This is a genomic window from Bacillus crepusculi, assembly GCF_014764715.1.
In the GTDB taxonomy this organism is placed as follows: domain Bacteria; phylum Bacillota; class Bacilli; order Bacillales; family Bacillaceae; genus Bacillus.
In genome coordinates, this window is record NZ_JACXXE010000003.1 from 47,731 (window position 1) to 69,398 (window position 21,668).

24 protein-coding genes and 1 pseudogene are annotated in these 21,668 nt (G+C 40.5%); 8 read left to right on the forward strand and 17 right to left on the reverse strand.

Annotated features, from left to right (window positions below):
* Positions 1–65: 65 nt before the first annotated feature.
* From pyc to glsA, 4 genes are all read right to left on the reverse strand, one after another.
* The gene (gene pyc / locus IEE86_RS07020) at positions 66–3,512 is read right to left on the reverse strand and encodes a pyruvate carboxylase (protein ID WP_191096570.1); all 3,447 of its coding nucleotides are present in this window, start codon (positions 3,510–3,512) and stop codon (positions 66–68) included.
* 79 nt (positions 3,513–3,591) lie between these two features.
* Positions 3,592–4,803, reverse strand: a complete 1,212-nt coding sequence (gene ftsW / locus IEE86_RS07025) for a putative lipid II flippase FtsW (protein WP_191096571.1) — start codon at positions 4,801–4,803, stop codon at positions 3,592–3,594.
* A 210-nt stretch (positions 4,804–5,013) separates the two neighbouring features.
* Complete coding sequence (locus IEE86_RS07030) at positions 5,014–5,295, reverse strand: Fpa/YlaN family protein (protein WP_034318078.1); 282 nt, start codon at positions 5,293–5,295, stop codon at positions 5,014–5,016.
* Between the two features lie 122 nt (positions 5,296–5,417).
* Entirely contained in the window at positions 5,418–6,347 is a 930-nt protein-coding gene (glsA, locus tag IEE86_RS07035) for a glutaminase A (protein WP_191096572.1), read from the reverse strand.
* 120 nt (positions 6,348–6,467) lie between these two features.
* Here glsA and IEE86_RS07040 point away from each other — a divergent pair, with 120 nt between their 5' ends.
* Positions 6,468–6,950, forward strand: a complete 483-nt coding sequence (locus IEE86_RS07040; protein WP_191096573.1) for a peptidyl-prolyl cis-trans isomerase — start codon at positions 6,468–6,470, stop codon at positions 6,948–6,950.
* Between the two features lie 15 nt (positions 6,951–6,965).
* On the opposite strand, the gene IEE86_RS07045 is transcribed toward IEE86_RS07040, so the two are convergent.
* Positions 6,966–8,288 (reverse strand): PhoH family protein, encoded by a 1,323-nt coding sequence (locus tag IEE86_RS07045; RefSeq protein WP_191096914.1) that lies wholly within the window; start codon positions 8,286–8,288, stop codon positions 6,966–6,968.
* Positions 8,289–8,428: 140 nt separating this feature from the next.
* Between IEE86_RS07045 and IEE86_RS07050 the strand changes: the two genes are divergently transcribed.
* Together IEE86_RS07050 and IEE86_RS07055 are read left to right on the forward strand one after the other, a co-directional pair.
* Complete coding sequence (locus IEE86_RS07050; protein WP_191096574.1) at positions 8,429–9,046, forward strand: YhcN/YlaJ family sporulation lipoprotein; 618 nt, start codon at positions 8,429–8,431, stop codon at positions 9,044–9,046.
* Between the two features lie 103 nt (positions 9,047–9,149).
* The gene (locus IEE86_RS07055; RefSeq protein WP_117730178.1) at positions 9,150–9,380 is read left to right on the forward strand and encodes a YlaI family protein; all 231 of its coding nucleotides are present in this window, start codon (positions 9,150–9,152) and stop codon (positions 9,378–9,380) included.
* Between the two features lie 29 nt (positions 9,381–9,409).
* Here the strand turns inward: IEE86_RS07055 and IEE86_RS07060 are convergent, their stop codons facing one another.
* Together IEE86_RS07060 and typA are read right to left on the reverse strand one after the other, a co-directional pair.
* Positions 9,410–9,691, reverse strand: coding sequence for a YlaH-like family protein (locus tag IEE86_RS07060; RefSeq protein WP_044334035.1), 282 nt, complete (start codon positions 9,689–9,691; stop codon positions 9,410–9,412).
* A 96-nt stretch (positions 9,692–9,787) separates the two neighbouring features.
* Positions 9,788–11,626 carry a translational GTPase TypA gene (gene typA / locus IEE86_RS07065; protein WP_191096575.1) on the reverse strand — a complete coding sequence of 613 codons (1,839 nt, stop codon included), beginning with the start codon at positions 11,624–11,626 and terminating at the stop codon, positions 9,788–9,790.
* Between the two features lie 114 nt (positions 11,627–11,740).
* Between typA and IEE86_RS07070 the strand changes: the two genes are divergently transcribed.
* The gene (locus tag IEE86_RS07070) at positions 11,741–11,920 is read left to right on the forward strand and encodes a DUF5325 family protein (RefSeq protein WP_191096576.1); all 180 of its coding nucleotides are present in this window, start codon (positions 11,741–11,743) and stop codon (positions 11,918–11,920) included.
* 274 nt (positions 11,921–12,194) lie between these two features.
* The gene (locus tag IEE86_RS07075) at positions 12,195–12,830 is read left to right on the forward strand and encodes a hypothetical protein (RefSeq protein ID WP_191096577.1); all 636 of its coding nucleotides are present in this window, start codon (positions 12,195–12,197) and stop codon (positions 12,828–12,830) included.
* 40 nt (positions 12,831–12,870) lie between these two features.
* Here IEE86_RS07075 and IEE86_RS07080 read toward each other — a convergent pair whose 3' ends face one another.
* From IEE86_RS07080 to IEE86_RS07105, 7 genes and pseudogenes are all read right to left on the reverse strand, one after another.
* Positions 12,871–13,167, reverse strand: coding sequence for a zf-HC2 domain-containing protein (locus tag IEE86_RS07080; RefSeq protein ID WP_191096578.1), 297 nt, complete (start codon positions 13,165–13,167; stop codon positions 12,871–12,873).
* Positions 13,164–13,681 (reverse strand): annotated as a pseudogene (locus tag IEE86_RS07085) (sigma-70 family RNA polymerase sigma factor). The gene IEE86_RS07080 and the pseudogene IEE86_RS07085 overlap by 4 nt, the downstream one beginning before the upstream one ends.
* The gene (locus IEE86_RS07090) at positions 13,681–13,944 is read right to left on the reverse strand and encodes a hypothetical protein (RefSeq protein ID WP_191096579.1); all 264 of its coding nucleotides are present in this window, start codon (positions 13,942–13,944) and stop codon (positions 13,681–13,683) included. The pseudogene IEE86_RS07085 and the gene IEE86_RS07090 overlap by 1 nt, the downstream one beginning before the upstream one ends.
* Positions 13,934–14,581 (reverse strand): hypothetical protein, encoded by a 648-nt coding sequence (locus tag IEE86_RS19315; RefSeq protein ID WP_224740862.1) that lies wholly within the window; start codon positions 14,579–14,581, stop codon positions 13,934–13,936. Before IEE86_RS19315 ends, IEE86_RS07090 begins: the two co-directional genes overlap by 11 nt.
* The gene (locus tag IEE86_RS19320; protein ID WP_224740863.1) at positions 14,578–14,901 is read right to left on the reverse strand and encodes a hypothetical protein; all 324 of its coding nucleotides are present in this window, start codon (positions 14,899–14,901) and stop codon (positions 14,578–14,580) included. Before IEE86_RS19320 ends, IEE86_RS19315 begins: the two co-directional genes overlap by 4 nt.
* Before the next feature lie 335 nt (positions 14,902–15,236).
* Positions 15,237–16,043, reverse strand: coding sequence for an inositol monophosphatase family protein (locus IEE86_RS07100; protein WP_191096580.1), 807 nt, complete (start codon positions 16,041–16,043; stop codon positions 15,237–15,239).
* Positions 16,044–16,176: 133 nt separating this feature from the next.
* The gene (locus tag IEE86_RS07105; RefSeq protein WP_024424761.1) at positions 16,177–16,365 is read right to left on the reverse strand and encodes a hypothetical protein; all 189 of its coding nucleotides are present in this window, start codon (positions 16,363–16,365) and stop codon (positions 16,177–16,179) included.
* A gap of 287 nt (positions 16,366–16,652) precedes the next feature.
* Here IEE86_RS07105 and IEE86_RS07110 point away from each other — a divergent pair, with 287 nt between their 5' ends.
* Positions 16,653–17,288, forward strand: coding sequence for a DUF1054 domain-containing protein (locus tag IEE86_RS07110; RefSeq protein WP_191096581.1), 636 nt, complete (start codon positions 16,653–16,655; stop codon positions 17,286–17,288).
* Positions 17,289–17,318: 30 nt separating this feature from the next.
* On the opposite strand, the gene IEE86_RS07115 is transcribed toward IEE86_RS07110, so the two are convergent.
* On the reverse strand, positions 17,319–17,588 hold the full coding sequence (locus tag IEE86_RS07115) for a UPF0223 family protein (RefSeq protein ID WP_191096582.1): 270 nt from the start codon (positions 17,586–17,588) through the stop codon (positions 17,319–17,321).
* Between the two features lie 190 nt (positions 17,589–17,778).
* Here IEE86_RS07115 and IEE86_RS07120 point away from each other — a divergent pair, with 190 nt between their 5' ends.
* A complete protein-coding gene (locus tag IEE86_RS07120) occupies positions 17,779–19,251 on the forward strand; it encodes an aminotransferase class I/II-fold pyridoxal phosphate-dependent enzyme (protein ID WP_191096583.1) in 1,473 nt (490 codons plus the stop codon).
* A gap of 43 nt (positions 19,252–19,294) precedes the next feature.
* Here IEE86_RS07120 and IEE86_RS07125 read toward each other — a convergent pair whose 3' ends face one another.
* Positions 19,295–19,414: a GapA-binding peptide SR1P gene (locus IEE86_RS07125; protein WP_191096584.1), complete on the reverse strand. Its 120-nt coding sequence runs from the start codon at positions 19,412–19,414 to the stop codon at positions 19,295–19,297.
* A 319-nt stretch (positions 19,415–19,733) separates the two neighbouring features.
* Here IEE86_RS07125 and IEE86_RS07130 point away from each other — a divergent pair, with 319 nt between their 5' ends.
* Positions 19,734–20,114 carry a hypothetical protein gene (locus IEE86_RS07130; RefSeq protein ID WP_224740881.1) on the forward strand — a complete coding sequence of 127 codons (381 nt, stop codon included), beginning with the start codon at positions 19,734–19,736 and terminating at the stop codon, positions 20,112–20,114.
* A 138-nt stretch (positions 20,115–20,252) separates the two neighbouring features.
* On the opposite strand, the gene lpdA is transcribed toward IEE86_RS07130, so the two are convergent.
* Positions 20,253–21,665, reverse strand: coding sequence for a dihydrolipoyl dehydrogenase (lpdA, locus tag IEE86_RS07135; RefSeq protein ID WP_191096585.1), 1,413 nt, complete (start codon positions 21,663–21,665; stop codon positions 20,253–20,255).
* Between the last annotated feature and the right edge of the window lie 3 nt (positions 21,666–21,668).

The following is a 21,668-nucleotide window of genomic DNA, read 5'->3' on the forward strand; positions in this document are numbered from 1 at the left end:
TTTCAGACCGCTGCACATTTGAATGCGCTCAAAAAAGACACATCGCGATGGATGTGTCTCACATATTATTCAGGCTTTAATACAATCAGCAGATCACCGGTTTGAATTGGTTCTCCGTTTGTCACATGTATTTCATCTACGACCGCAGAAAATGGTGCTTGTACAGTCGTTTCCATTTTCATGGCTTCATTGATCATCAAATGCTCACCTTGCGAGATTTTCTGCCCTTTTTCAACGAGTACTTTGATGACAGTGCCTGGCATCGAGGCGGCGATGTGATTTGGATTTGAACGGTCCGCCTTCCTCTTTTCTTGAACGGAGGATTTGATGCTTTCATCCTTAATCACCACTTCACGCGGCTGCCCATTTAGCTCAAAGTAAAGCACTCTTGTGGCATTTGGATTCGGTTCTCCAATTGACACGAGTTTGACAATAAGGGTTTTTCCTTTTTCAATTTCTACCTCAATCTCTTCGCCAAGTCTCATTCCATAGAAGAACGTCGGTGTGTCAAGAACTGAGATGTCCCCATAGCTTTCTGCTGTTTGGACAAATTCAGAGAAGACTTTTGGATATAAGGCATACGCAATTGCATCTTGTTCTGTCAGGGAGAGGTCATGTAATTCTTTGAATTGCTTTTTAATGTCTTCAAAGTCCACTGGCTCCAGCTTCTCACCTGGTCTCACAGTAAGTGGCTCTTCCCCTTTTAAAATCAGCTTTTGCAGTTTTTCTGGGAATCCGCCATGTGGCTGACCTAAATAGCCTTTAAATAATTCAACAACAGAATCTGGGAAGTCCAGTGTTGCTCCTTTTTCATAAACATCCTCTTCTGTTAGATCATTTTGCACCATATAAAGTGCCATATCTCCAACCACTTTAGAGGATGGTGTCACCTTCACAATATCACCAAACATGTCATTCACACGTCTGTACATTTCCTTCACTTCATTCCAGCGGTCACCAAGGCCGACACCTTTCGCCTGCTGCTGCAGGTTACTATACTGACCGCCAGGCATTTCATGCTCATAAATTTCTGTATGCGGCGAATTCATGCCGCTTTCGAATTCATGATAGTATTTTCTAACGGAATCCCAGTATTGAGAAAGACGTTCGACAGCTTTGACCTCCATATCTGGCTTTCTTTCATGCCCATCTAGAGCATAGTATAATGAGCTCGCACTTGGCTGCGATGTGAGCCCCGCCATAGAGCTAACGGCAACATCCACAATATCAACACCTGCATCAATCGCTCTTGCATAGGTGAACAGTCCATTTCCACTTGTATCATGCGTATGAAGATGGATGGGGATCGTCAGCTCATCTTTTAAAGCAGAGACAAGCTCGTAAGCTGCCTGTGGTTTTAATAATCCCGCCATATCTTTAATGCCTAAAATATGAGCGCCTGCGGCTTCAAGTTCCTTCGCTAGAGACACATAGTATTTAAGGTCATATTTCGGGCGAGCTGGATCAAGAATATCCCCCGTATAACAAATAGCTGCCTCAGCCACTTTGCCTGATTCACGAACAGAATCAATGGCAAGCGTCATGCCTTTGACCCAGTTTAAGCTATCAAAAATACGGAATACGTCAATGCCCGCCTCAGCCGATTCCTTAACAAATGCTTTAATTACATTATCCGCATAGTTTGTATATCCGACAGCATTTGATGATCTTAACAGCATTTGGAACAACGTGTTTGGCACTTCTTGACGAAGCTCTTTCAGTCTTTCCCAAGGATCTTCTTTTAAGAAGCGGTACGCAACATCAAATGTAGCGCCGCCCCACATTTCCATACTAAATAACTCTGGCCATAACCCTGCTGTCGGCTGAGCAATTTTCTTTAAGTCATGGGTTCTAAAGCGTGTCGCAAGCAGAGACTGATGCGCATCTCTAAAGGTTGTATCTGTTAAAAGAACATTGCTTTGTTCTTTTACCCAATTGGCAAGCCCCTCAGGTCCATGCGTGTCTAACAATTGTTTTGTCCCAGACGGAATCTCTTGATGAAGAGGAAGCTTTGGTACGTTTGGCTTGTCAAAATGAGGCTTCTTTTTCTCCGCAATACCTGGGAACCCATTAATGGTCACGTTACCAATATAAGTCAGCATCTTCGTTCCGCGGTCTTTTTGCTTAGGGAAATTAAATAGCTCTGGTGTTGAATCGATAAACGACGTATCGTATTCCCCTTTTAGAAACTTCTCATGCTTTGCCACGTTTTCAAGAAATGGGATATTCGTTTTAATCCCGCGAATCCTGAATTCTTGTAAATTTCGGACCATTTTAGCAGCCGCCTGATCAAATGTGAGCGCCCAAGTGGATAGCTTGACCAATAATGAATCGTAATAAGGCGTAATGACTGCACCTTGGAAGCTGTTCCCAGTATCTAGGCGTACACCAAATCCACCGCCTGAACGATAGGCCATAATTTTTCCTGTGTCTGGCATAAAGTCATTCAAAGGATCCTCTGTTGTGACCCGTGATTGAATGGCAAATCCATGTGTAAAGATATCCTTTTGCTTTGGAATGCCGATCTCCTTGCTATGGAGATCATGTCCCTTTGCGACAAGTATTTGAGTTTGAACGATATCGACGCCTGTGATCATTTCTGTGATCGTGTGCTCCACCTGTACCCTTGGATTGACTTCAATAAAATAAAACTCACCATTTGCTACTAGGAATTCCACAGTCCCAGCGTTAATATAGGATACATTTTGAGCCAGCTTCACAGCCGCTTCGCAGATGTCTTCACGTAATTGATCTGTAAGTGACACACTTGGTGCAACTTCAATGACCTTTTGATGACGCCTTTGAACAGAGCAGTCACGTTCATATAAATGAATGATATTGCCGTAATTGTCACCAATCACCTGCACTTCAATGTGTTTCGGATTTTCAATCAGCTTCTCAACGTATACTTCGTCATTTCCAAAAGCAGCTTTTGCCTCTGACTTTGCACGGTCATAGGCTTCATTCAGCTCCTCTTTTGATCTGACAATCCGCATACCGCGGCCTCCGCCGCCAAGTGAAGCTTTAATAATAAACGGGTAACCGTATTCTTCACCGAATTTTTCGACTTCTTTGACCGAATCAACTGGCCCGTCACTTCCTGGAATGACTGGAATTCCAGCTTTTTTCGCTTCATCTCTCGCCTTTACTTTATCTCCAAACATATCTAAATGCTGAGAAGTTGGACCGATAAATTGAATACCTTCCTCTTCGCATCGTCTTGCAAAATGAATGTTTTCGGATAAAAATCCGTATCCTGGATGAATCGCATCCACGTCATTTCGTTTTGCAATGTCGATGATCCCCTCGATATCAAGGTAGGCATCAATCGGTTTTTTCCCTTCTCCAACTAGATATGCTTCATCTGCTTTATAGCGATGATAAGAGCCCGAGTCTTCTTTGGAGTAAATGGCCACTGTACGTAAATTGAGCTCTGTACAGGCCCTGAAAACTCTGATAGCAATTTCCCCTCTGTTTGCAACTAGAACCTTTTGAATTGTTCTCTGTGACATTCTCACTCCTCCATATCCCTTAAAATTTTATATGTATTCTATAATAAAGGAAGAAATGAAAACTGTACACTTTTGTTTTCTAAAGATTCAAAGTTTTCTGCAATCCATTTTTTTGAACTGTTGGTTTGCTGATGGATCTTTTCTTTTTATAGCGCTCTTTATATTCAGTGAACATACCGATATTCAGCATGATTCCCATACATCCGCTAAGTAAAATGATAGACGATCCCCCGTAGCTGATAAATGGAAGTGTCACCCCAGTGATTGGAATAAGACCTGAAACACCGCCCAAATTGATGCAGGTTTGAATCGCAATCATCGAAGAAATTCCTATTGCAAGCAAGCTTCCAAACGGATCCTCACACTTTCTCGCAATATAAAAACCTTTCACGACGATGAAGCCAAGTAGAGCTAGAACAAAAAATACACCGAAAAAGCCAAGCTCTTCCGAGATGATTGCCATAATAAAATCTGTATGCGGCTCTGGAAGATAGCCATACTTTTGAACGCTTTCTCCGAGTCCAAGACCAAAAAAGCCACCTGACCCAATCGCATAATATGAATTAATTAATTGATGCCCAGAGGCACCTGCATCTTTAAAAGGATCTTGGAAGCTCTCAAAACGTCCTAGACGATTTTGCGTGAAAATTTTATCCCAAAACAGCATAATAAACGGTGTCACAACGACCATGACGGCACTAAATAGGGCTAACAGCTTCGCAAGCGTTTTACCACTAAAGCCGGAGCACAAAATCATCGCAAGGGCAATCATGCCGATGATAAAGGCTGTCCCATAGTCCGGCTGCAAAATGATGAAGCCGCATAAGATCGAGACAATCACAATTGGAGGTGTGACCCCTCTTAAAATATGATCAATATAGTGCTGCTTTTTTGCATACACAGCAGCAAGATAGATGATGACGACAATCTTCACAAATTCTGCTGGCTGAAGACTAAATGGTCCTAATTTGATCCAGCTTCTCGCATTCCCTGCAATGTGACCGCCGAAGTACACATAGATAAGTGAAAAAACAGAAAGCAGCAGCATGCCGATCTGGAATTTTTTATTTGAAAACAGCTGATACGGAACCAGGGCTGTCAAGATCAAGATGACCGCCCCGACAATCATAAATAAAAGCTGTTTCTTAAAAAAATTATCTGGCGCAGCATCATATCTGATGACAGATGTAATCATACTTGAGCTATACACCATCACCAAACCGAATGCGCTAATTAATATAATGGCGAACAATAATGAGTAGTCATACGATTTTAGCATTCTCTTTAACATATAATCCTCTTCCTAACGTCTGTTTCTTCTGCTTGCTATCCTTTTAGCTGTTCTTATTCTACTACATTTTCTCCGTTTGATCTCGTTTTACCTCTTTTATATTGTTCGTCATTCATGAAAGAATCTAGTCCGTTTGTTCTCAAATGATCAAAAGAAAATGGCGGACAAAAAAACTCAAACTTATGTTGTGGAAGTTTGAGTTTTCAATCATTATTTTTTTGTGAACGCATCATGAAGTGCGGAAAGCTCTCTCTCAAGTTTATCGAGTAGTTTCTTGCCTTCATGTTGATCAACTAATCCAAGCCGGACAGCGAAATCAATTTCTCTCGATAATCCGAACATTTGAGTATCTAAAACCTCTTCATAAAGAGGACATTGCGGCATCGTTAAGTTGTCCATTTGCACTTGGATCAATTTTAAAATTTTATCTGCATCCAATTTTAATAAAGACAGTGCTTTTTGTCGATGATCGACTAAAATTTCTGACGCCAAAAGTATCCCTCCGTTCCCCAGGCGAGTACCTAATTCTTCTATTTATCATAAAGCGAAACGCCCAAAAATGCAAGCAGATTTATGCAGTTCGCCTTGTAAAAATAAAAAGAAGACATGCGTTGTTAAAAGATACTCATCTCATATTTTTCACTCATGAGCTCAAGCAGCTTAATACCAGCAATGCTATTCCCTTTCTCGTCCAGTGCAGGTCCAAAGATGCCAATTCCAAAATCATATGGCGCCACCCCCATAATCCCGCCGGACACACCGCTTTTAGCGGGAATGCCAATATTAATGGCGAATTCTCCGCTTGCATTGTACATTCCGCAAGTCACCATAAAGGTTTTACAAATTCTAGCGACGTCTTTTGAAAGGATCTGCTTCCCCGTCTCTGGATGCCTGCCGTCTAATGAAAATACACAAGCTATTTTCGCCAAATCTAAGCTATTCATCATGATGGCACATTGTTTCGTATAGACATCCATGACCTCTTCTACATTCCCTCTAATAATATGATATTGCTTCATGTAATAGCACATGGCCCGGTTAATCATTGATGTCTCAAATTCGGAAGCAGCTGTTTCTTTGCAGTATGTAATGCTTGTGTCATTTGCAAGCTCTCTAATAAAGCCTAGCAATCGGTTGAGCTGATCTTGCGGAGTCGCCCCTTTTATTAAACTTGTGACTGCGAGCGCTCCCGCATTAATCATTGGATTCAGCGGCTTATTCGGGCTTGCTGTTTCAAGTTTAATCATCGAATTAAACGGGTCGCCTGTCGGTTCCTGCCCAACAAATTGAAACACTTTTTTAGGCCCTTCTTCTGAAAGCACGAGTGCAAGTGATAATACCTTTGAAATACTTTGAAGGGTAAATCGTTTATCTACATCTCCTGCTGAGTGGCAAGTATTACTCACATGATAAACAGCCACAGATAAATCCGTCTGATCCGCTTTACCGAGCGCAGGAATATAGGATGCTACTTTGCCATTTTTGGCGACTTTTTTTGCTTCTTCTACAAATCGCTGAAGCTCTTCATTGTCACGACATGCCATGCCCAACATCCTCCCTATTTTTCATGTAAGGTTAGTGTGCACAAAGAGAAGCATGTTTATGAAAGTGACAAAGCGGGCGAAAACTTCTATAATTTATGGTGGAAAGGGGTTGTCTTGAACATGAGCATTATTCAAATTAAGGGGAACGTAAGGTACAAGATCACCATTGATCCAAGTGTATGGATTTTTGATGACCGCAAATTTTTGATGGATTCATTTTTTGAGAAAAGCGCAGCAAGTGAAGAGAATCAGCTTGATCAAGAGCTTGACCAAGAGCGGGTCATAAGAGAAGGTCAAACACTTCCACCCACTTTAAAAACAGAGAAGAAGTTCGAAAAGGAAAGACTCGTCACAGGCAGCTTCGGTATGAAGCTTGGCGACATGCTGAAAAATGCAGAACCGCTTGATGAGGCGGCAACGTGTGAATTTGTCACAGAAACGGAAACAATTGCGGTTCCACTTTCTCAGGCAATGGAAAGCATTGCCCATTTCAGCCAAAATGGAAAGCCTATTACAGAAGAAGGACCCATCCACGTTTATTTCGAGGATCAGTCCAACTTCACTCAGCCGATTAAAGGTGTAAAAGAACTCATCATTACATAAGAAAGAGGGTCTGGACTACAACAAGTCAGCCGCAAGCTGGGCAAGTCCAGACCTTTCTCCTTTTATAAGCTTGACATGTCCAGATATTTGCTGTCCTTTGAATCGCTCAATGACATACGTTAGCCCATTATTTAAGCTATCTAAATAAGGATGATCAATCTGCTCTGGGTCTCCCATCAGCACAATTTTACTTCCCTCTCCCACTCGCGTTAATAATGTTTTCACTTCATGTTTTGTTAAATTTTGCGCCTCATCAATGATGATGAATTGATCAGGTATACTTCTTCCACGAATATACGTTAAAGCTTCTACTTGAATCGAACCAATCCCAGCTAAGATCGCATCAAGCTCTCCAGGTTTTTTTGTGTTAAATAAAAATTCTAGGTTGTCATAGATCGGCTGCATCCACGGTCTGAGCTTCTCTTCCTTCTCACCTGGCAAATAGCCTAAATCCTTACCAACAGGGACAATTGACCGGGCCACAATCAATTTTTTAAACATGCCGAGATCCTCTGTTTGCATCAAGCCAGCAGCAAGTGCAAGCAATGTTTTGCCTGTTCCCGCTTTTCCGATAAGTGTCACAAGCGGAATATCGCGGCGCAAAAGAAGCTCCAGTGCCATTGTTTGCTGAACATTTTTCGGGCGGATTCCCCAAATAAATTCTTGATCATATATGAGACGTTTGACAAGCTCTCCTTTTTGATCAAGCATTCCTAAAGCCGAGCCGCCTTCATTTCCCTTCATAATGACAAATTGATGAGGGTTTAACGAGTCATTGGTGATATCTTTTACGTGCAATTGATTTTGCTTATAAAATGTATTCAACTGTTCAGTCGGAATATAGAGCTCGTGATAGCCATTATCAATGTCTTCATTTTGCAGTACACGATCACTTAAGAAGTCCTCTGCTTGCAGCCCAATCGCATCAGCCTTCACTCGCACTAAGACATCCTTGCTGACTAAAATGACAGGCCGGCCATCAGGCTTCGTTTCTTCCTCTAAGCTCAAATTCTTTGCGACAGCCAAAATCCGGTTATCGTTCGTTTTTTCGATGAAAATTTCTTGAAGCTCATGGAAAGAGCGATGATTGAGTTCAATGCGTAGCGTCCCTTTTGACTCTAGCGTAATTTTTTCATGCAGTTTCCCCTTTGACCTCAAACCATCGATTAAACGTGAAACACGCCGAGCATTTTGCCCAACCTCGTCCATATATCTCTTTTTCGAGTCTACTTCTTCTAACACAACAGCCGGAATGACGACCTCGTTGTCTTCAAATGAAAAGATTGAATTCGGATCCTGTAATAACACATTCGTGTCTAATACATAAATTTTACTCAGGTCCTTCGCCTCCTGATCGGGGTTTCATTCATCCTTGTCTTTCCCAAAACAATTGTTAAAATATATGTTTTCATGAATAAAGTTAGAAGGTTAATTCAACAATAAAATAAATCATGCAGTTTGTGAAGGAGGGAATACACATGCGACTATTTGTTACATTATTCATGATTCATACCATCTTTCTGTTGGGCGCTTGCCAGCAGCAGGAAAAGCCAGAAGCTCTAGACAAGCAAAATGGGCGCCAGCACTTAGTACGAGTGTCAGATTCAACCAAGAAAAATACTGGACAAGCCCGCCCGTCAACAGATGTTGCTCAGCATCTTGTCAATGTGACAGAGCACGTAGCAGATGTTAATGATGCAACGGCTATCGTCATCGGCCCTTATGCTGTTGTTGGCATTGATGTAAAAGATGATTTAGATAGAAGCAAAGTAGAAACCATTAAATATTCAGTTGCAAAAGCGCTGAAAAATGACCCAGAGGGCGCAAATGCTGTTGTGGTCGCTGACCCAGATACAGTGAGCCGTTTAAAAGAAATGGGCAAAGAAATACAAGCTGGCCGTCCCGTAAGTGGTATTATGGATGAACTAGCTGCCATTGTCGGACGAGTGATGCCAGAGATGCCGCGAAATGAAATCGATCGCAGCGAAAAGGACCCGACAAATGACCCGAATCATCAGCTCAAACAAAACGATCAAAAGCAGTTAGAAAAAAATCAAAACGATCAATCAAACCATCATATGAATCAGAAAAAATAATGAGAACGGCTTATATCTCCTGTGGTATAAGCCTTTTTCTACGCTGATTTCAAGTGGCCGAAAAAACATGCTATAATGAATGCAATAAAGTGAGGTGAAAATGATGAGAGTGAAGTGCTCATTATGTGAAAAGCTTGAAACCATTGATGATGATACACTCGTTGCGAAGCGATTAAGAAATCGACCGATTCATACATATATGTGCGATGACTGCCAAGAAAGAATTAAAGTAAAAACAGAAGCACGCATCAAAACTGGCAGATTCTCTCTTTATCAAGATCCTGCGACGAAAGAGAAGAAGAAGAAAAAAGGAAAAAAAGAACAAAAAATATAAAAAAGACCTGACACATGTTCAGGTCTTTTTTACGTATTTACTGTCCCTTCTTTTTTCGCACGATGCAGCCGTATTTTATAAATAATCAAAATGGCAGCTGCCACGACCAGGCCTTCCGCTACTGGCAGGAAAATTCCTAGAAATGTGAGAAACGTGCAGCCAAAAATCAAAAACAAATAAATCACAAGCGCTTTTAAAATCGGTAAGCGTCTAGCAAAGCCGAGCTTAAAAACAATAATCGCTAAAACAAGGATGGTGCCATATAGGAGCCACATCCCTGTTTGCGGATTTTCATCGACACGAAACAGCATCGCGAAAAAGGATAGATTCTCACTTACTTCCTGATCATTCAAAAAGATTCCCTCCCCTTATCTTTCAGGGTTCTATCTTTTTAATTCTTCATGGAATTAAGATAATCCTGCTAGCTTTTTCTTCTTCGCTGCTTTCTCACGTTCGTTTTTATCTAAAATTTTCTTTCTTAGACGGATCGATTCTGGTGTAACCTCACAGTATTCGTCTTCATTGAGGTACTCAAGAGATTCCTCAAGTGACATAATACGTGGTTTTTTCATACTAACCGTTTGGTCTTTTGTGGCTGAACGAACGTTCGTTTGTTGCTTCATACGGCTCACATTGACCACAAGGTCGTTCTCACGGTTATGCTCACCAACAATCATTCCTTGATACACTTCAGTACCCGGCTCAACAAAAATCACACCGCGCTCTTCAACGCCTTGGATTCCGTAAGAAGTCGCTTTACCTGTTTCCATTGAAACAAGTACACCTTGACGGCGTCCGCCAACTTGACCTGATTGCATCGGCTGATAGCTGTCAAACGTATGGTTCAGAATACCAAAACCACGAGTTAATGAAAGAAATTCAGTTGTATATCCGATTAAACCACGTGATGGAACTGTGAAGATCAAGCGAACTTGACCGTTCCCATTATTGATCATGTCAATCATGTCACCTTTTCTTGCACCCATTGATTCCATGATAGCGCCAGTGTGCTCTTCTGGTACATCAATTTGAACGCGTTCTACAGGCTCACAACGAACACCATCCACTTCTTTTACAATAACTTCTGGCTTCGATACTTGTAACTCAAATCCTTCACGTCTCATATTCTCAATCAGAATTGATAAGTGAAGCTCTCCGCGTCCAGATACGACCCACGCATCAGGTGAATCAGTTGGATCCACGCGAAGACTTACGTCCGTTTGAAGCTGCTGCTCTAAACGCTCTTCAATTTTACGTGATGTCACGTATTTTCCTTCACGGCCTGCAAATGGGCTGTTATTGACAACAAACGTCATTTGAAGTGTCGGCTCATCAATACGAAGGATTGGCAGCGCCTCTTGGTGTTCTACCGGACAAACCGTTTCACCTACGTTGATGTCTTCCATACCAGATACAGCGACAAGATCTCCAGCTTTTGCTTCGTTGATTTCCACTCGTTTTAACCCTTGGAAACCAAAAATCTTCGTCACACGGAATTGTTTCACACTGCCATCGACTTTCATCAGGGCGACTTGCTGTCCTACTTTCATTGTCCCTCTGAATACACGGCCGATTCCAATTCTTCCAACATAATCATTGTAATCAAGTAGCGCCACTTGGAATTGAAGCGGCTCTTCATGGTTGTCGATTGGGCTTGGAATATGGTTCACAATGGCTTCAAACAAAGATTCCATGTTTTCATCTTGCTTGCTCGCATCATTACTTGCTGTACCATTGATGGCTGATGCATACACAACTGGGAATTCAAGCTGTTCTTCTGTTGCATCTAGTTCAATGAACAAATCAATGACTTCATCGACTACCTCAGCCGGACGAGCAAAGTCGCGGTCAATTTTATTAACGACAACAATTGGTGTTAAGTTTTGCTCAAGTGCTTTTTTCAGCACAAATCGTGTTTGAGGCATACAGCCTTCATAAGCATCCACAACGAGAAGTACACCATCTACCATTTTCATGATACGCTCAACCTCACCACCGAAATCGGCGTGTCCTGGTGTATCTAAAATATTAATGCGTGTATCTTTATAATGGATCGCAGTATTTTTAGCTAAAATCGTAATACCGCGCTCTCGCTCTAAATCATTTGAATCCATGGCTCTCTCAGCGATATTTTCATTCGCACGGAAAGTACCAGCTTGATGGAGCAATTGGTCAACAAGCGTCGTTTTACCATGGTCAACGTGGGCAATAATTGCGATGTTGCGAAGGTCTTTTCGAAGTTTCACATTTTCATCTCCTAAAATAATTAGATAACTTTCATATTATATCACAATCCCCTTTAAAATCCGATTGTTTTTCTGTAAACTTATATTAACTCTAAAAAAAAGGGATGGAGACAAATGAAACAAATCAAATGGCTTCTATTATTATGTGCATTACTTGCAGTCGTCAGTATGGCGTTTATTGGGGTATCTGTTGCGGAAAAAAGCATACTGGGAACTTGCCTTAGTATCTTGTTCGCCATGATTTTCATGGGTACAGGATTTACATTAAAAAGAAAATTAAACGTGCAATCATAAAATTTATCAAAAGCCTTTTGCCTTCTACATGTAGAAGGCTTTTTATTTTGAGTAAAACAAGACTAACCACCTATGAAAGATCATATAACGTGACGAAACATATCATATAGAACTGGCAAAAGTAAGCAATCTGAACCTCTCCATTTTTCGACAAGAACTTTTATAGTTCTCCAAAATCAAACACAAAGTTACATTTTTCCTATTCTTCCACAAACATTCTCGTGGTATGCTGTTCTTGCAACAAAATTTAACAGAAAAGGGAGAGAAAAGAAGCATGAAGAAGTTTTTGAGCAAATCGCTCAGCTCTGTTGTATTTTTCGCTTTAGCTATCATTCTTACTTTCACAACAGTAGCTCCTGGGCAAGCAAGCGCTGCAACTTTCAAAGGGATTCCTTTTGAGCAGCAACAAATTATTAAAGAATTATTGGAGAAAAACGAGCGTGTCATCAACATTCTCATCAATTCATTTGTTGAGGAAGACAACAACTACACATTTGATGTGAAAAAAGCTGTTGAGCTCGGTTTGACTGAAGAAGAAGCGGCGACTGCTGAGAAATTCTTAGATCGCGCAGCTGTTCTTACAATCGTTTTCAGTGAAAGCATCTCTAAAAACGAAAAAGGAAAATTGGTTTTTGATGCAGCGAAAGCTGTTGAACTTGGTCTAACGAAAGAAGAAGCAGCTAAGTTCGAAAAACTTTTCAAATCAGTGATCAGAATTGCTGATCTTGCTGGTGATGCACTTGTTCTAGACAAAAAAGGAAACGTTGTAATTGATTCAAAAATTGCAAAAGGTCTTGGATTCAGCTCTACTGAATTACTTGTTGTCAACCAATTGCTGAAAAAAATTCCTCAAGAGCAATTAAAAACTTTCTATGATGCAGTTCAACTTGCTAAAGAGAAATTAAACTAAGCTCTAAAACCCCCATCTGGTTCGTCCAGATGGGGGTTTTTTAATTCAGCCAATACAAAATGATCATGATGACAAACACTAAACTAAACACCATACTCGCTCGACATAATAGCTTCCCGTAGTAGCGCTCCTCGAATTTTCGCTTTTCTTCCTTTTCGTCTATATATGGCATGAGGTCAGGTGTCATGATAAAAGGTATTGGCTCTTTCATTTCGTGATAAAGGTGACGGCAGCTCTCGCAGGATTGTAAGTGCTCGGCGACTATTTTATTTGTTTTTGCACTTGTGTCCCCCTCTATATAAAGTAGTAACAATTCTTCAATCAAATAACAGCTCATTTATTGAACTCCTCACAATGTAGCATTCGCTTCAGCTCTAACCTGGCTCGATGAAGGGTTGTTTTGACTTTAGATAAAGACCAATTCAAAATTTCAGCCACTTCTTCATATGACAACTCCTGTAAATTTCTTAAAATGAGGACCTCTCGGTAAGAATCCTTCAATTGGTTGATATGATGCCACAGCCTTTGAATGTCAGCTTGTGTTTCGATGTGGCTTTCCGGTGTAACGAAGGACTGTGCTCTAAGTAATCAACATCCTCTACATTCGTAAATGTCCATTTTACTTTTCGACGATAGTCATTGACAAATGTGTGATAAGCAATGGTATAAAGCCATGTTTTCATACTAGAATGTCCTTTAAACGAGGATAACCCATGCAGTGCCTTTATAAATACATCCTGTGCAAGATCCTTGGCCGTTTCCATATTTCCTGTCCGGCGATACAAATATTTGGTGATTTCCTGAAAATAATCTTCATAAATTTTTTCAATTTGATCAGCTGGTCTGGACATCAAAAATAAAACCACACAGTCATCCAAATAGATAAGACAATAAAAAAGAGGTATAACGAGTACATAAACCCCTTCATCTGTTTTAACTCGTTATAGCCATTCTGATCCTCGATTAACTCTGAAGACTGTTCATTTTCCATGAAAGGATGCTGAAATTGCTGTTCGTGTCTCTTCATCCAGCTGGCTGCCTCTTCTCCCAGCTCCCCTTCTTGATACAATTCATATAAGTCTTGAAAGATGGCTTGCTTTTCTTTATCTGTCAAAACGGTGCACCTCTTTTGTTCGTCCATTTACTTCATAGATTTTACGCTCATTTGATCCGAAGGTTTGAATGATGACAAGCCATGAAATGTCCATGTTCCCTTCTTTGTCGATCATTCTCACAGGTTTTATTTGTTTTTTATAGATCATATATGGTTTATACCTTTTTAGTACTTGTTGATAGACTTCATCACGAGCTTGATTAGATACTACTTGTGGTAAAGAAGACATTGATTGTAAGTTCAACTCAATTCCATCATCCACTCTAAACAGATTAAGCACTTGAGAGGATCGTTTAAATGTATACTGTTTGCTTTTACTACTCCCTGTTTCTTTCCTTACATCTTCTGGCTTTTCCCCTATGATCTTTAACAAATCTTCGTCGCTGATTTTTCCTTTTTTCTGTTGAAGAATTTCTTTCGACAGCTTGATTTTCATTAATTCTTTTGTTGAACCATTAAACTGAAACTGAGATTGATCTCTTGTTGTCACATTCACTTCATGCTGCCATTCAAAATAAAAATCATCTATGCCTGTAATTTGATAAGCTGACGGCTTTAGATTTAAATTTTTATAAATACTGTTTATTGTGTTTTTTATCTCCGTTTCTGTTAAATTGATTCCGTTTATATCCTTCAATTGAAAGATGGCGTTCCGTATTGCGCTTGTCGAAGCGTCCCTTTTTTCCAGATGGCAAACGCTAAGCTCTGGAACATGATGTGAGGGATATTGACGATCGGGTTGAGTAATAGTAGAAAAAAGACTGCTATACACCCAGCGCCCCACTGCCTTAACCTCACCTTGTCCCGTAGTAATGCAAATAACAAATAAATCGTCATAAAGCTTCCTGCTGCCGCCGCTAAAATCACAATGGATTTAAATGAAGATTGAAGCTCATATTTTGAGATAGAAGGATAAAAAATATAAAGCAGGGCAGCGAAGATCAGGCCATAGAACAAAAATAATTCCTTCCATTTCTGATGCCAAAATAAGCGAAAGAAAAGACTCTTAATACGATTCCAGCATAAAATAAATAAGCACTCTTCTTTTCTTTCCAGATGGGAAGTGTAATGAAAAGGGCAAATAGTCCAAGTACACACCATTGAATGATGTGGATACTGTACTCATTTAAAATCAAATACCTTTCAAAATGGAGGGATACATCACTAAACAAATCAAACATTGATACACAATCCTTTACATGAAATTAAGGCCTCATTCGTATAGACATTTGTCTTACCAAAAAGTTTCATTGAACACAAAAAATCACTTCATTCTCATGAAGTGATGGTATTTATCTTTTATTTCCGCTTCCTTTTATGTAATCGCGCAAAATTTTTTCGCAAATGGATCGATTTCCGGCAACAATGCTGTTTTTTTCTAGGAACGTCAGCCGGTCTCCATGAATGTTCGAGTAAACAGCACCTACTTCATCAAGCAGCACACAGCCGGCTGCATAATCCCATGGTGCAAGCCTTAACGTGATGTATGCGTCACTTCTTCCACTTGCAATATAAGCGAGTTCAAGCGCAGCTGATCCAATCGTACGAGTCCCTCTGACGTCACGCACGAGACGGGCAAACGGTTTGGCATCAAAATATGGGCTCTCGATCGCCCATGTCGGGTTAATGCCCACAATGGCTTTTTCAATCGCTACATCTTTTAATGGCGGAAGCAGGGTATCGTTCATATAAGCCCCTTCTCCTTTGATTGCATGATATAGCTCGTCATGAATAACGTCATAAATCAGACCGATTTTCCCAACACCATTTTCAAATATCCCGATTGAAATGGCAAAGTTGCGTTTTTGATGGACAAAGTTCATGGTGCCGTCAATCGGATCAATGATCCACACGATCCCATCGAGTGAGGTCACCTCTTCCCCTTGTCCCTCTTCACCTAAAATATGATGATCCGAAAATGTCGATTGTATTTTTTCAATGAAAAAACGTTCTGTTTCTTTATCGATATTTGTGACAAGATCATTTGGATTTGATTTTGTTTCAATTGATAGACCTTCCTGCATGGACGCTTTAATACGGCTTCCTGCTTCTTTTACCCAAAGCTTTGCAAGACGGTCAATTTCCACCCAGTTTGTCATCAGACTGTAAACCTCTTTTCTATGTAGGACCTATTTGTATTAGCATACTGATATTATGTACGTAAAAGCAAGAAAAAAGCAGCTTCATACAAAAACGAACCGATGAATTGGTTCGTTTTTACCTCACCTTGTTTTACCCTTGAAGCTGCTCCCATTCTTTTCTTAGGCGCTCAAGCTTTCGTTTGCTGCGCTCGATTTGGATATCATCTTTTTGCTCGATGGCTTCATGAAGCGTAGAGAGCTCATAATCAACCTCTAATCTCCACACAGCGATGCGATTTTTCTTCTCTTGTCTATACCCCTGCTTCACGATTTGCTTCATTGGTCAACGCCCCTTCCAGAGAATGATTCATTCCTTGTCAGTTTTCATTGATAAAAAATTCAATCGATAAGAGAATTGTTTCTTGCTTATATCGTATGAAGCGATCGCATAACCGCAACGACATTCTGAAAATTGTGTTTTTACCTATTTGTTATGTACCACACATTCGATGTTTTTAAACGCCGCATCACCTCCTCAGCAACCTTTCTCCTGATGATGCATCTTTTTTTGAGCTTGACCCAAGCTATGATAAAATATGATCAGCGAAAAGATACAGGAGGCATAACATGAGTGAGATGCGTTTTAGAGATAAAGATTTTGAAACATTCACAGTTGACGGTTTAGATGAACGAATGACCGTATTAAAAGAAAGAGTCCGTCCAAAGCTTGAAGCACTTGGCGAACATTTCGCACCGCTTCTTTCTTCTATTACAGGAGACGAGATGTATGTACATGTAGCAAAGCATGCAAGAAGATCCGTTAACCCGCCAAATGATACGTGGGTTGCTTTTGCAAACAGTAAACGCGGATATAAAAAGCTCCCTCATTTTCAAATTGGGCTTTGGAAAACTCATGTATTTGTATGGTTTGCGCTCATTTATGAATCTCCGGTTAAAGGTGAGTATGGACAATTATTCGAAAAAGAGCTAGACGCCATCCAGCAGAAAATACCGCAAGATTTCGTTTGGTCTAAAGATCATATGAAACCAGACGTACTTCGTCACAGTGAGCTTGATGCTGAACAGCTAAAAACACTATTTGAACGTGTTCAAACGGTAAAGAAAGCCGAACTTCTTTGCGGCATCCAGCTGCCTAGAGAAGAGGTCGTTCAAATGAATAATGAAGAGTTTTTATCGAAAATTGAAAATGCCTTCCGCACGTTGACTTATCTATACCGCTTTACACAGAAAGAATCTGTATAAAAAAACGAGCCTATTACACGGCTCGTTTTTTTACATACGTATAATCGCTGTTTCTTCCGCCTCTCTAGCCCTTTTCACTGCGCGGTAAGGGGAATACCCACTTCCCTTTTCAAACGCCGCAGAGTGCGTCTTTTCCTCTGCTTTCGATGGCACAACCTCTTTAAATCGTTTATAAGCATTTAATAATTCCTGCTTGGCTATTCCTTTTTCATACGCTTTTTCAACAGCTTGAAAAAACGAAATGACCGCAATTTTTTCCTCTGTTGTCCAGTCGACATCCATTGGATATTGATATTCCATTTACTTGTCCCTCACTTTAATACTCATTTCTTATTTGAACTTTCATTATAGCACTTGATCTATCAGAAACCGATTGATTTTATGCTTTACATTCCGATCAGTTCATAATATAATTCTTTTGTTTTATGCAATGAAATCTGCCGTTATTGGCACAATAATAGCAGGTATTTCGATGAAGGTGGGAAAGCAATTGTCACAACATGATACACCCTTATACACTGGACTAAAAAAACACGCTGCAACCAATCCAGTCCAATTTCACATTCCAGGCCATAAAAAGGGAGCCGGAATGGATCCTGAATTTAGAGCATTCATTGGTGACAATGCATTAAGCATTGACCTCATTAATATAGAGCCTCTCGATGATTTACATTCGCCTCGAGGGATGATAAAAGAAGCACAAGATTTAGCTGCTGAAGCATTCGGTGCTGACCATACGTTTTTCTCCATTCAAGGAACAAGCGGCGCAATCATGACAATGGTGATGACGGTCTGTGGACCTGGAGATAAAATCATTGTTCCGCGTAATGTCCATAAATCAATTATGTCCGCGATTGTATTTTCTGGCGCAATTCCTGTTTTTATTCACCCAGAAATCGATAAAGAGCTTGGTATCTCTCACGGCATTACACCAGACTCAGCCAAAAAAGCACTGACAGAGCATCCAGACGCAAAAGGGTTACTTGTGATTAATCCAACGTATTTTGGCATTTCTGCTGACTTAAAATCGATCGTAGAGATTGCTCATTCATTTCATGTGCCTGTCCTTGTGGATGAAGCACACGGTGTGCATATTCATTTTCACGATGAGCTACCGCTGTCCGCGATGCAGGCGGGTGCCGACATGGCGGCAACAAGTGTCCATAAACTCGGCGGCTCCCTCACACAAAGCTCTATTTTAAATATGAAGGAAGGACTTGTTTCAAAGGACCGCGTGCAATCGATTTTGAGCATGCTGACGACAACGTCCACTTCTTATTTGCTCTTAGCGTCACTTGATGTCGCTAGAAAGCGATTAGCCACTGAAGGAAAGGCGCTCGCCGATGAAGCGATTCGGTTGTCTGAATCAGCGAGAAAACGCCTGAATCAAATTAACGGCATTACCTGTATTGGTCAGGAAATACTCGGTTCGGCCTCTACTTACGATTATGACCCAACGAAATTAATTATCTCGATTAAAGATCTTGGGCTAAATGGACATGATGTCGAAAAATGGCTGAGAGAAAGCTACCGGATTGAAGTGGAGCTCTCTGACCTTTACAACATTTTATGTATCGTGACCCCTGGCGATTCTGAGGAGACGATTGATACGCTTGTGACGGCTATGAAAGAAATTGCCGCATCGTCTACATGTGAAATCGGCAAACAAGCGGTAACAGAAGTCTTGCTGCCTGAGATCCCATCGCTTGCCATGACGCCGCGTGACGCCTTTTACGCCACAACAGAAGTGATTCCATTTAAAGAAGCAGCTGGCCGCATCATTGCAGAGTTTGTCATGGTATACCCGCCAGGCATTCCGATTTTTATCCCAGGTGAAATTATCACAGAAGAAAATGTCTCGTATATTTTTAAAAATATTGAAATTGGCCTCCCTGTCCAAGGACCTGAAGATTCATCGCTAGAGATGATCCGAGTGATAAAGGAACAAAAACCAATTTTATAAAAAAGAAACATGCAGCCCCAAACGGAGCTGCATGCTTTTTTATTTATTCAGAGGCATCATCACAGCAATGACAGTGACCACACGTTCCATATAACGTTGTCACCTTTTCATTCTCAAATTGATCAATGGTTTCATTGCAATCCTGACAAATAATTGTACCCACGTACATTCCCCTTTTCTTCACTTATAGTTTGTTTGAAAGCGTTTAATCTATTTCTTATCTCCATAATATGATGTCACATTTGAGTTGTCAACGGTTAATTGTATGACACATTTAATCATTTTTATAAAAATATGCTTTTTCCTCATCATATTGAGGGAACGTTTCAATTGTATTTTGCTTCATATCAATTCTGTAACAATTGAGTAACAATCGAAAATTGTCAAAATGGACATGATACACTAGAGTGACAAAAAGGGAACTGACTCCTAAAAATGTTGGGATACCCCCAAAGGATTTTGAGGTGAATAGATTGAATTTTATGAGGACACTTCTCATTATATTCCCCATGCTCTTTGTACTTAGTTCATGCTCATTTGCTTATATCATACCGAATCAGACAGACCAAGTCCGTCATATTCAAAAACCAAGAATTCTCTTTTTTACTGATGCAGAAAATCTTGATAAAGAAAGTCCCTATTATGATGCAGTACTCGATTTGAAAAACGAGTACCCAAAGGAAATGTCAAAAATGATTGTCAAAGAAGATCGTAAAGGCTGGAAAAACGAAGTAGATGAAGTACCGGCTATTTTACTTGTCAATGATGAAAAAGTCATTGTGAAGGTTGAAGGAAATGTCCGCAGTAAAGAGGATATCTTATCACCTTTATGTCATGCATTAGACCGCGTGAATACAAATTAACGTTCGACCTTGCACTTATAGATAACCATATGAAAAAACCCCTCTTCTCATGAGGGGTTTTTCTGATGGAGACATTTGAGTAGCCTTTTACTAGTGTTTAAAAAAACCCTCTCCAAAAGGAGAGGGTTTTATAGATGATTATTTTACGATATGAATTGGGCTTCCAATTGCTACTTCAGCCGTTTCCATTGTGATTTCACCTAAAGTTGGGTGAGCGTGAATAGTCATTGCGATATCTTCAGCCGTTACGCCAGCTTCGATGGCAAGGCTAAGCTCTGAAATCATATCAGAAGCGCCAACACCTGCAATTTGTGCACCGATGACTAGACCATCCTCTTTACGAGTGATCATTTTCATGAAGCCATCAGTTGCGTCAAGAGAAAGTGCACGTCCGTTCGCTGCGAATGGGAATTTCGCTGCAACGATTTCGATTCCTTCTTCTTTAGCTTCTGCTTCAGTGTATCCAACAGTTGCAAGTTCTGGCTCAGAGAATACAACAGCAGGAATACCAAGGTAATCAATTTCAGCTGGCTCTCCAGCGATTGCTTCAGCTGCAATTTTACCTTCATAAGAAGCTTTGTGTGCAAGTGGTGGTCCATCAACGATGTCACCAATTGCATAAATATTAGATACGCTTGTACGGCATTGTTTGTCTGTTTTGACAACTCCGCGGTCTGTCAATTCAACACCAACTTGCTCAAGACCAAGCTCATCCGTGTTTGGACGACGGCCAACTGTAACAAGTACGTAATCAGCATCAACTGTTTTTTCTTCACCTTTTACTTCGAAAGTAACAGTGACACCATCAGATGTTTCTTTAACGCCTTTTGCAAGAGCGTTTGTATGGATTTCAACGTTTCCTTTTTTCTTCAGGTTACGTTTAACCAATGAGCTCATTTGCTTTTCAAAGCCTGGAAGGATTTCGTCTCCACCTTCAAGGATGACAACTTCTGTTCCAAAGTTTGCATAAGCAGTTCCAAGCTCAGTACCGATGTATCCGCCACCGATCACAACTAACTTTTTAGGTACTTCTTTAAGCGCTAAAGCACCAGTTGAGTTGATGACGCGATCCGTGTATTTAAATGTAGGCAATTCAATTGGACGAGATCCAGTTGCAAGAATTGCGTTTTTGAAAGTGTAAGTTTGTGCTGAATTTTCATCCATTACACGTACAGAGTTGCTGTCTACGAAATAAGCTTCACCTTTGACGATGTCTACTTTATTTCCTTTAAGAAGACCTTGAACTCCACCTGTTAATTTGTTCACAACAGAAGCTTTCCACTCTTGAACTTTTGAGAAGTCAACTGTTACGTTTTCAGCTTTGATACCCATGTCTTCAGAATGCTTTGCATGTTCGAAACGATGACCAGCATTGATTAATGCTTTTGAAGGGATACAGCCGACGTTTAGACATACACCGCCAAGCGTTCCTTTTTCAACGATTGTTACTTTTTGTCCAAGCTGTGCAGCACGAATAGCAGCTACATATCCACCAGGACCTGCACCAATGACAAGAGTATCTGTTTCGATTGGGAAATCTCCTACTACCATGAA

What these genes read in the sequence shown, in the direction of transcription:
- pyc (WP_191096570.1), bottom strand. Translation starts at nt 3,512, where the DNA reads ATGTCACAGAGAACAATTCAAAAGGTTCTAGTTGCAAACAGAGGGGAA.
- ftsW (WP_191096571.1), bottom strand. Translation starts at nt 4,803, where the DNA reads ATGTTAAAGAGAATGCTAAAATCGTATGACTACTCATTATTGTTCGCC.
- glsA (WP_191096572.1), bottom strand. Translation starts at nt 6,347, where the DNA reads ATGGCATGTCGTGACAATGAAGAGCTTCAGCGATTTGTAGAAGAAGCA.
- IEE86_RS07040 (WP_191096573.1), top strand. Translation starts at nt 6,468, where the DNA reads ATGAGCATTATTCAAATTAAGGGGAACGTAAGGTACAAGATCACCATT.
- IEE86_RS07050 (WP_191096574.1), top strand. Translation starts at nt 8,429, where the DNA reads ATGCGACTATTTGTTACATTATTCATGATTCATACCATCTTTCTGTTG.
- IEE86_RS07055 (WP_117730178.1), top strand. Translation starts at nt 9,150, where the DNA reads ATGAGAGTGAAGTGCTCATTATGTGAAAAGCTTGAAACCATTGATGAT.
- IEE86_RS07060 (WP_044334035.1), bottom strand. Translation starts at nt 9,691, where the DNA reads ATGCTGTTTCGTGTCGATGAAAATCCGCAAACAGGGATGTGGCTCCTA.
- IEE86_RS07070 (WP_191096576.1), top strand. Translation starts at nt 11,741, where the DNA reads ATGAAACAAATCAAATGGCTTCTATTATTATGTGCATTACTTGCAGTC.
- IEE86_RS07075 (WP_191096577.1), top strand. Translation starts at nt 12,195, where the DNA reads ATGAAGAAGTTTTTGAGCAAATCGCTCAGCTCTGTTGTATTTTTCGCT.
- IEE86_RS07080 (WP_191096578.1), bottom strand. Translation starts at nt 13,167, where the DNA reads ATGAGCTGTTATTTGATTGAAGAATTGTTACTACTTTATATAGAGGGG.
- IEE86_RS07100 (WP_191096580.1), bottom strand. Translation starts at nt 16,043, where the DNA reads ATGACAAACTGGGTGGAAATTGACCGTCTTGCAAAGCTTTGGGTAAAA.
- IEE86_RS07105 (WP_024424761.1), bottom strand. Translation starts at nt 16,365, where the DNA reads ATGAAGCAAATCGTGAAGCAGGGGTATAGACAAGAGAAGAAAAATCGC.
- IEE86_RS07110 (WP_191096581.1), top strand. Translation starts at nt 16,653, where the DNA reads ATGAGTGAGATGCGTTTTAGAGATAAAGATTTTGAAACATTCACAGTT.
- IEE86_RS07115 (WP_191096582.1), bottom strand. Translation starts at nt 17,588, where the DNA reads ATGGAATATCAATATCCAATGGATGTCGACTGGACAACAGAGGAAAAA.
- IEE86_RS07130 (WP_224740881.1), top strand. Translation starts at nt 19,734, where the DNA reads ATGAGGACACTTCTCATTATATTCCCCATGCTCTTTGTACTTAGTTCA.
- lpdA (WP_191096585.1), bottom strand. Translation starts at nt 21,665, where the DNA reads ATGGTAGTAGGAGATTTCCCAATCGAAACAGATACTCTTGTCATTGGT.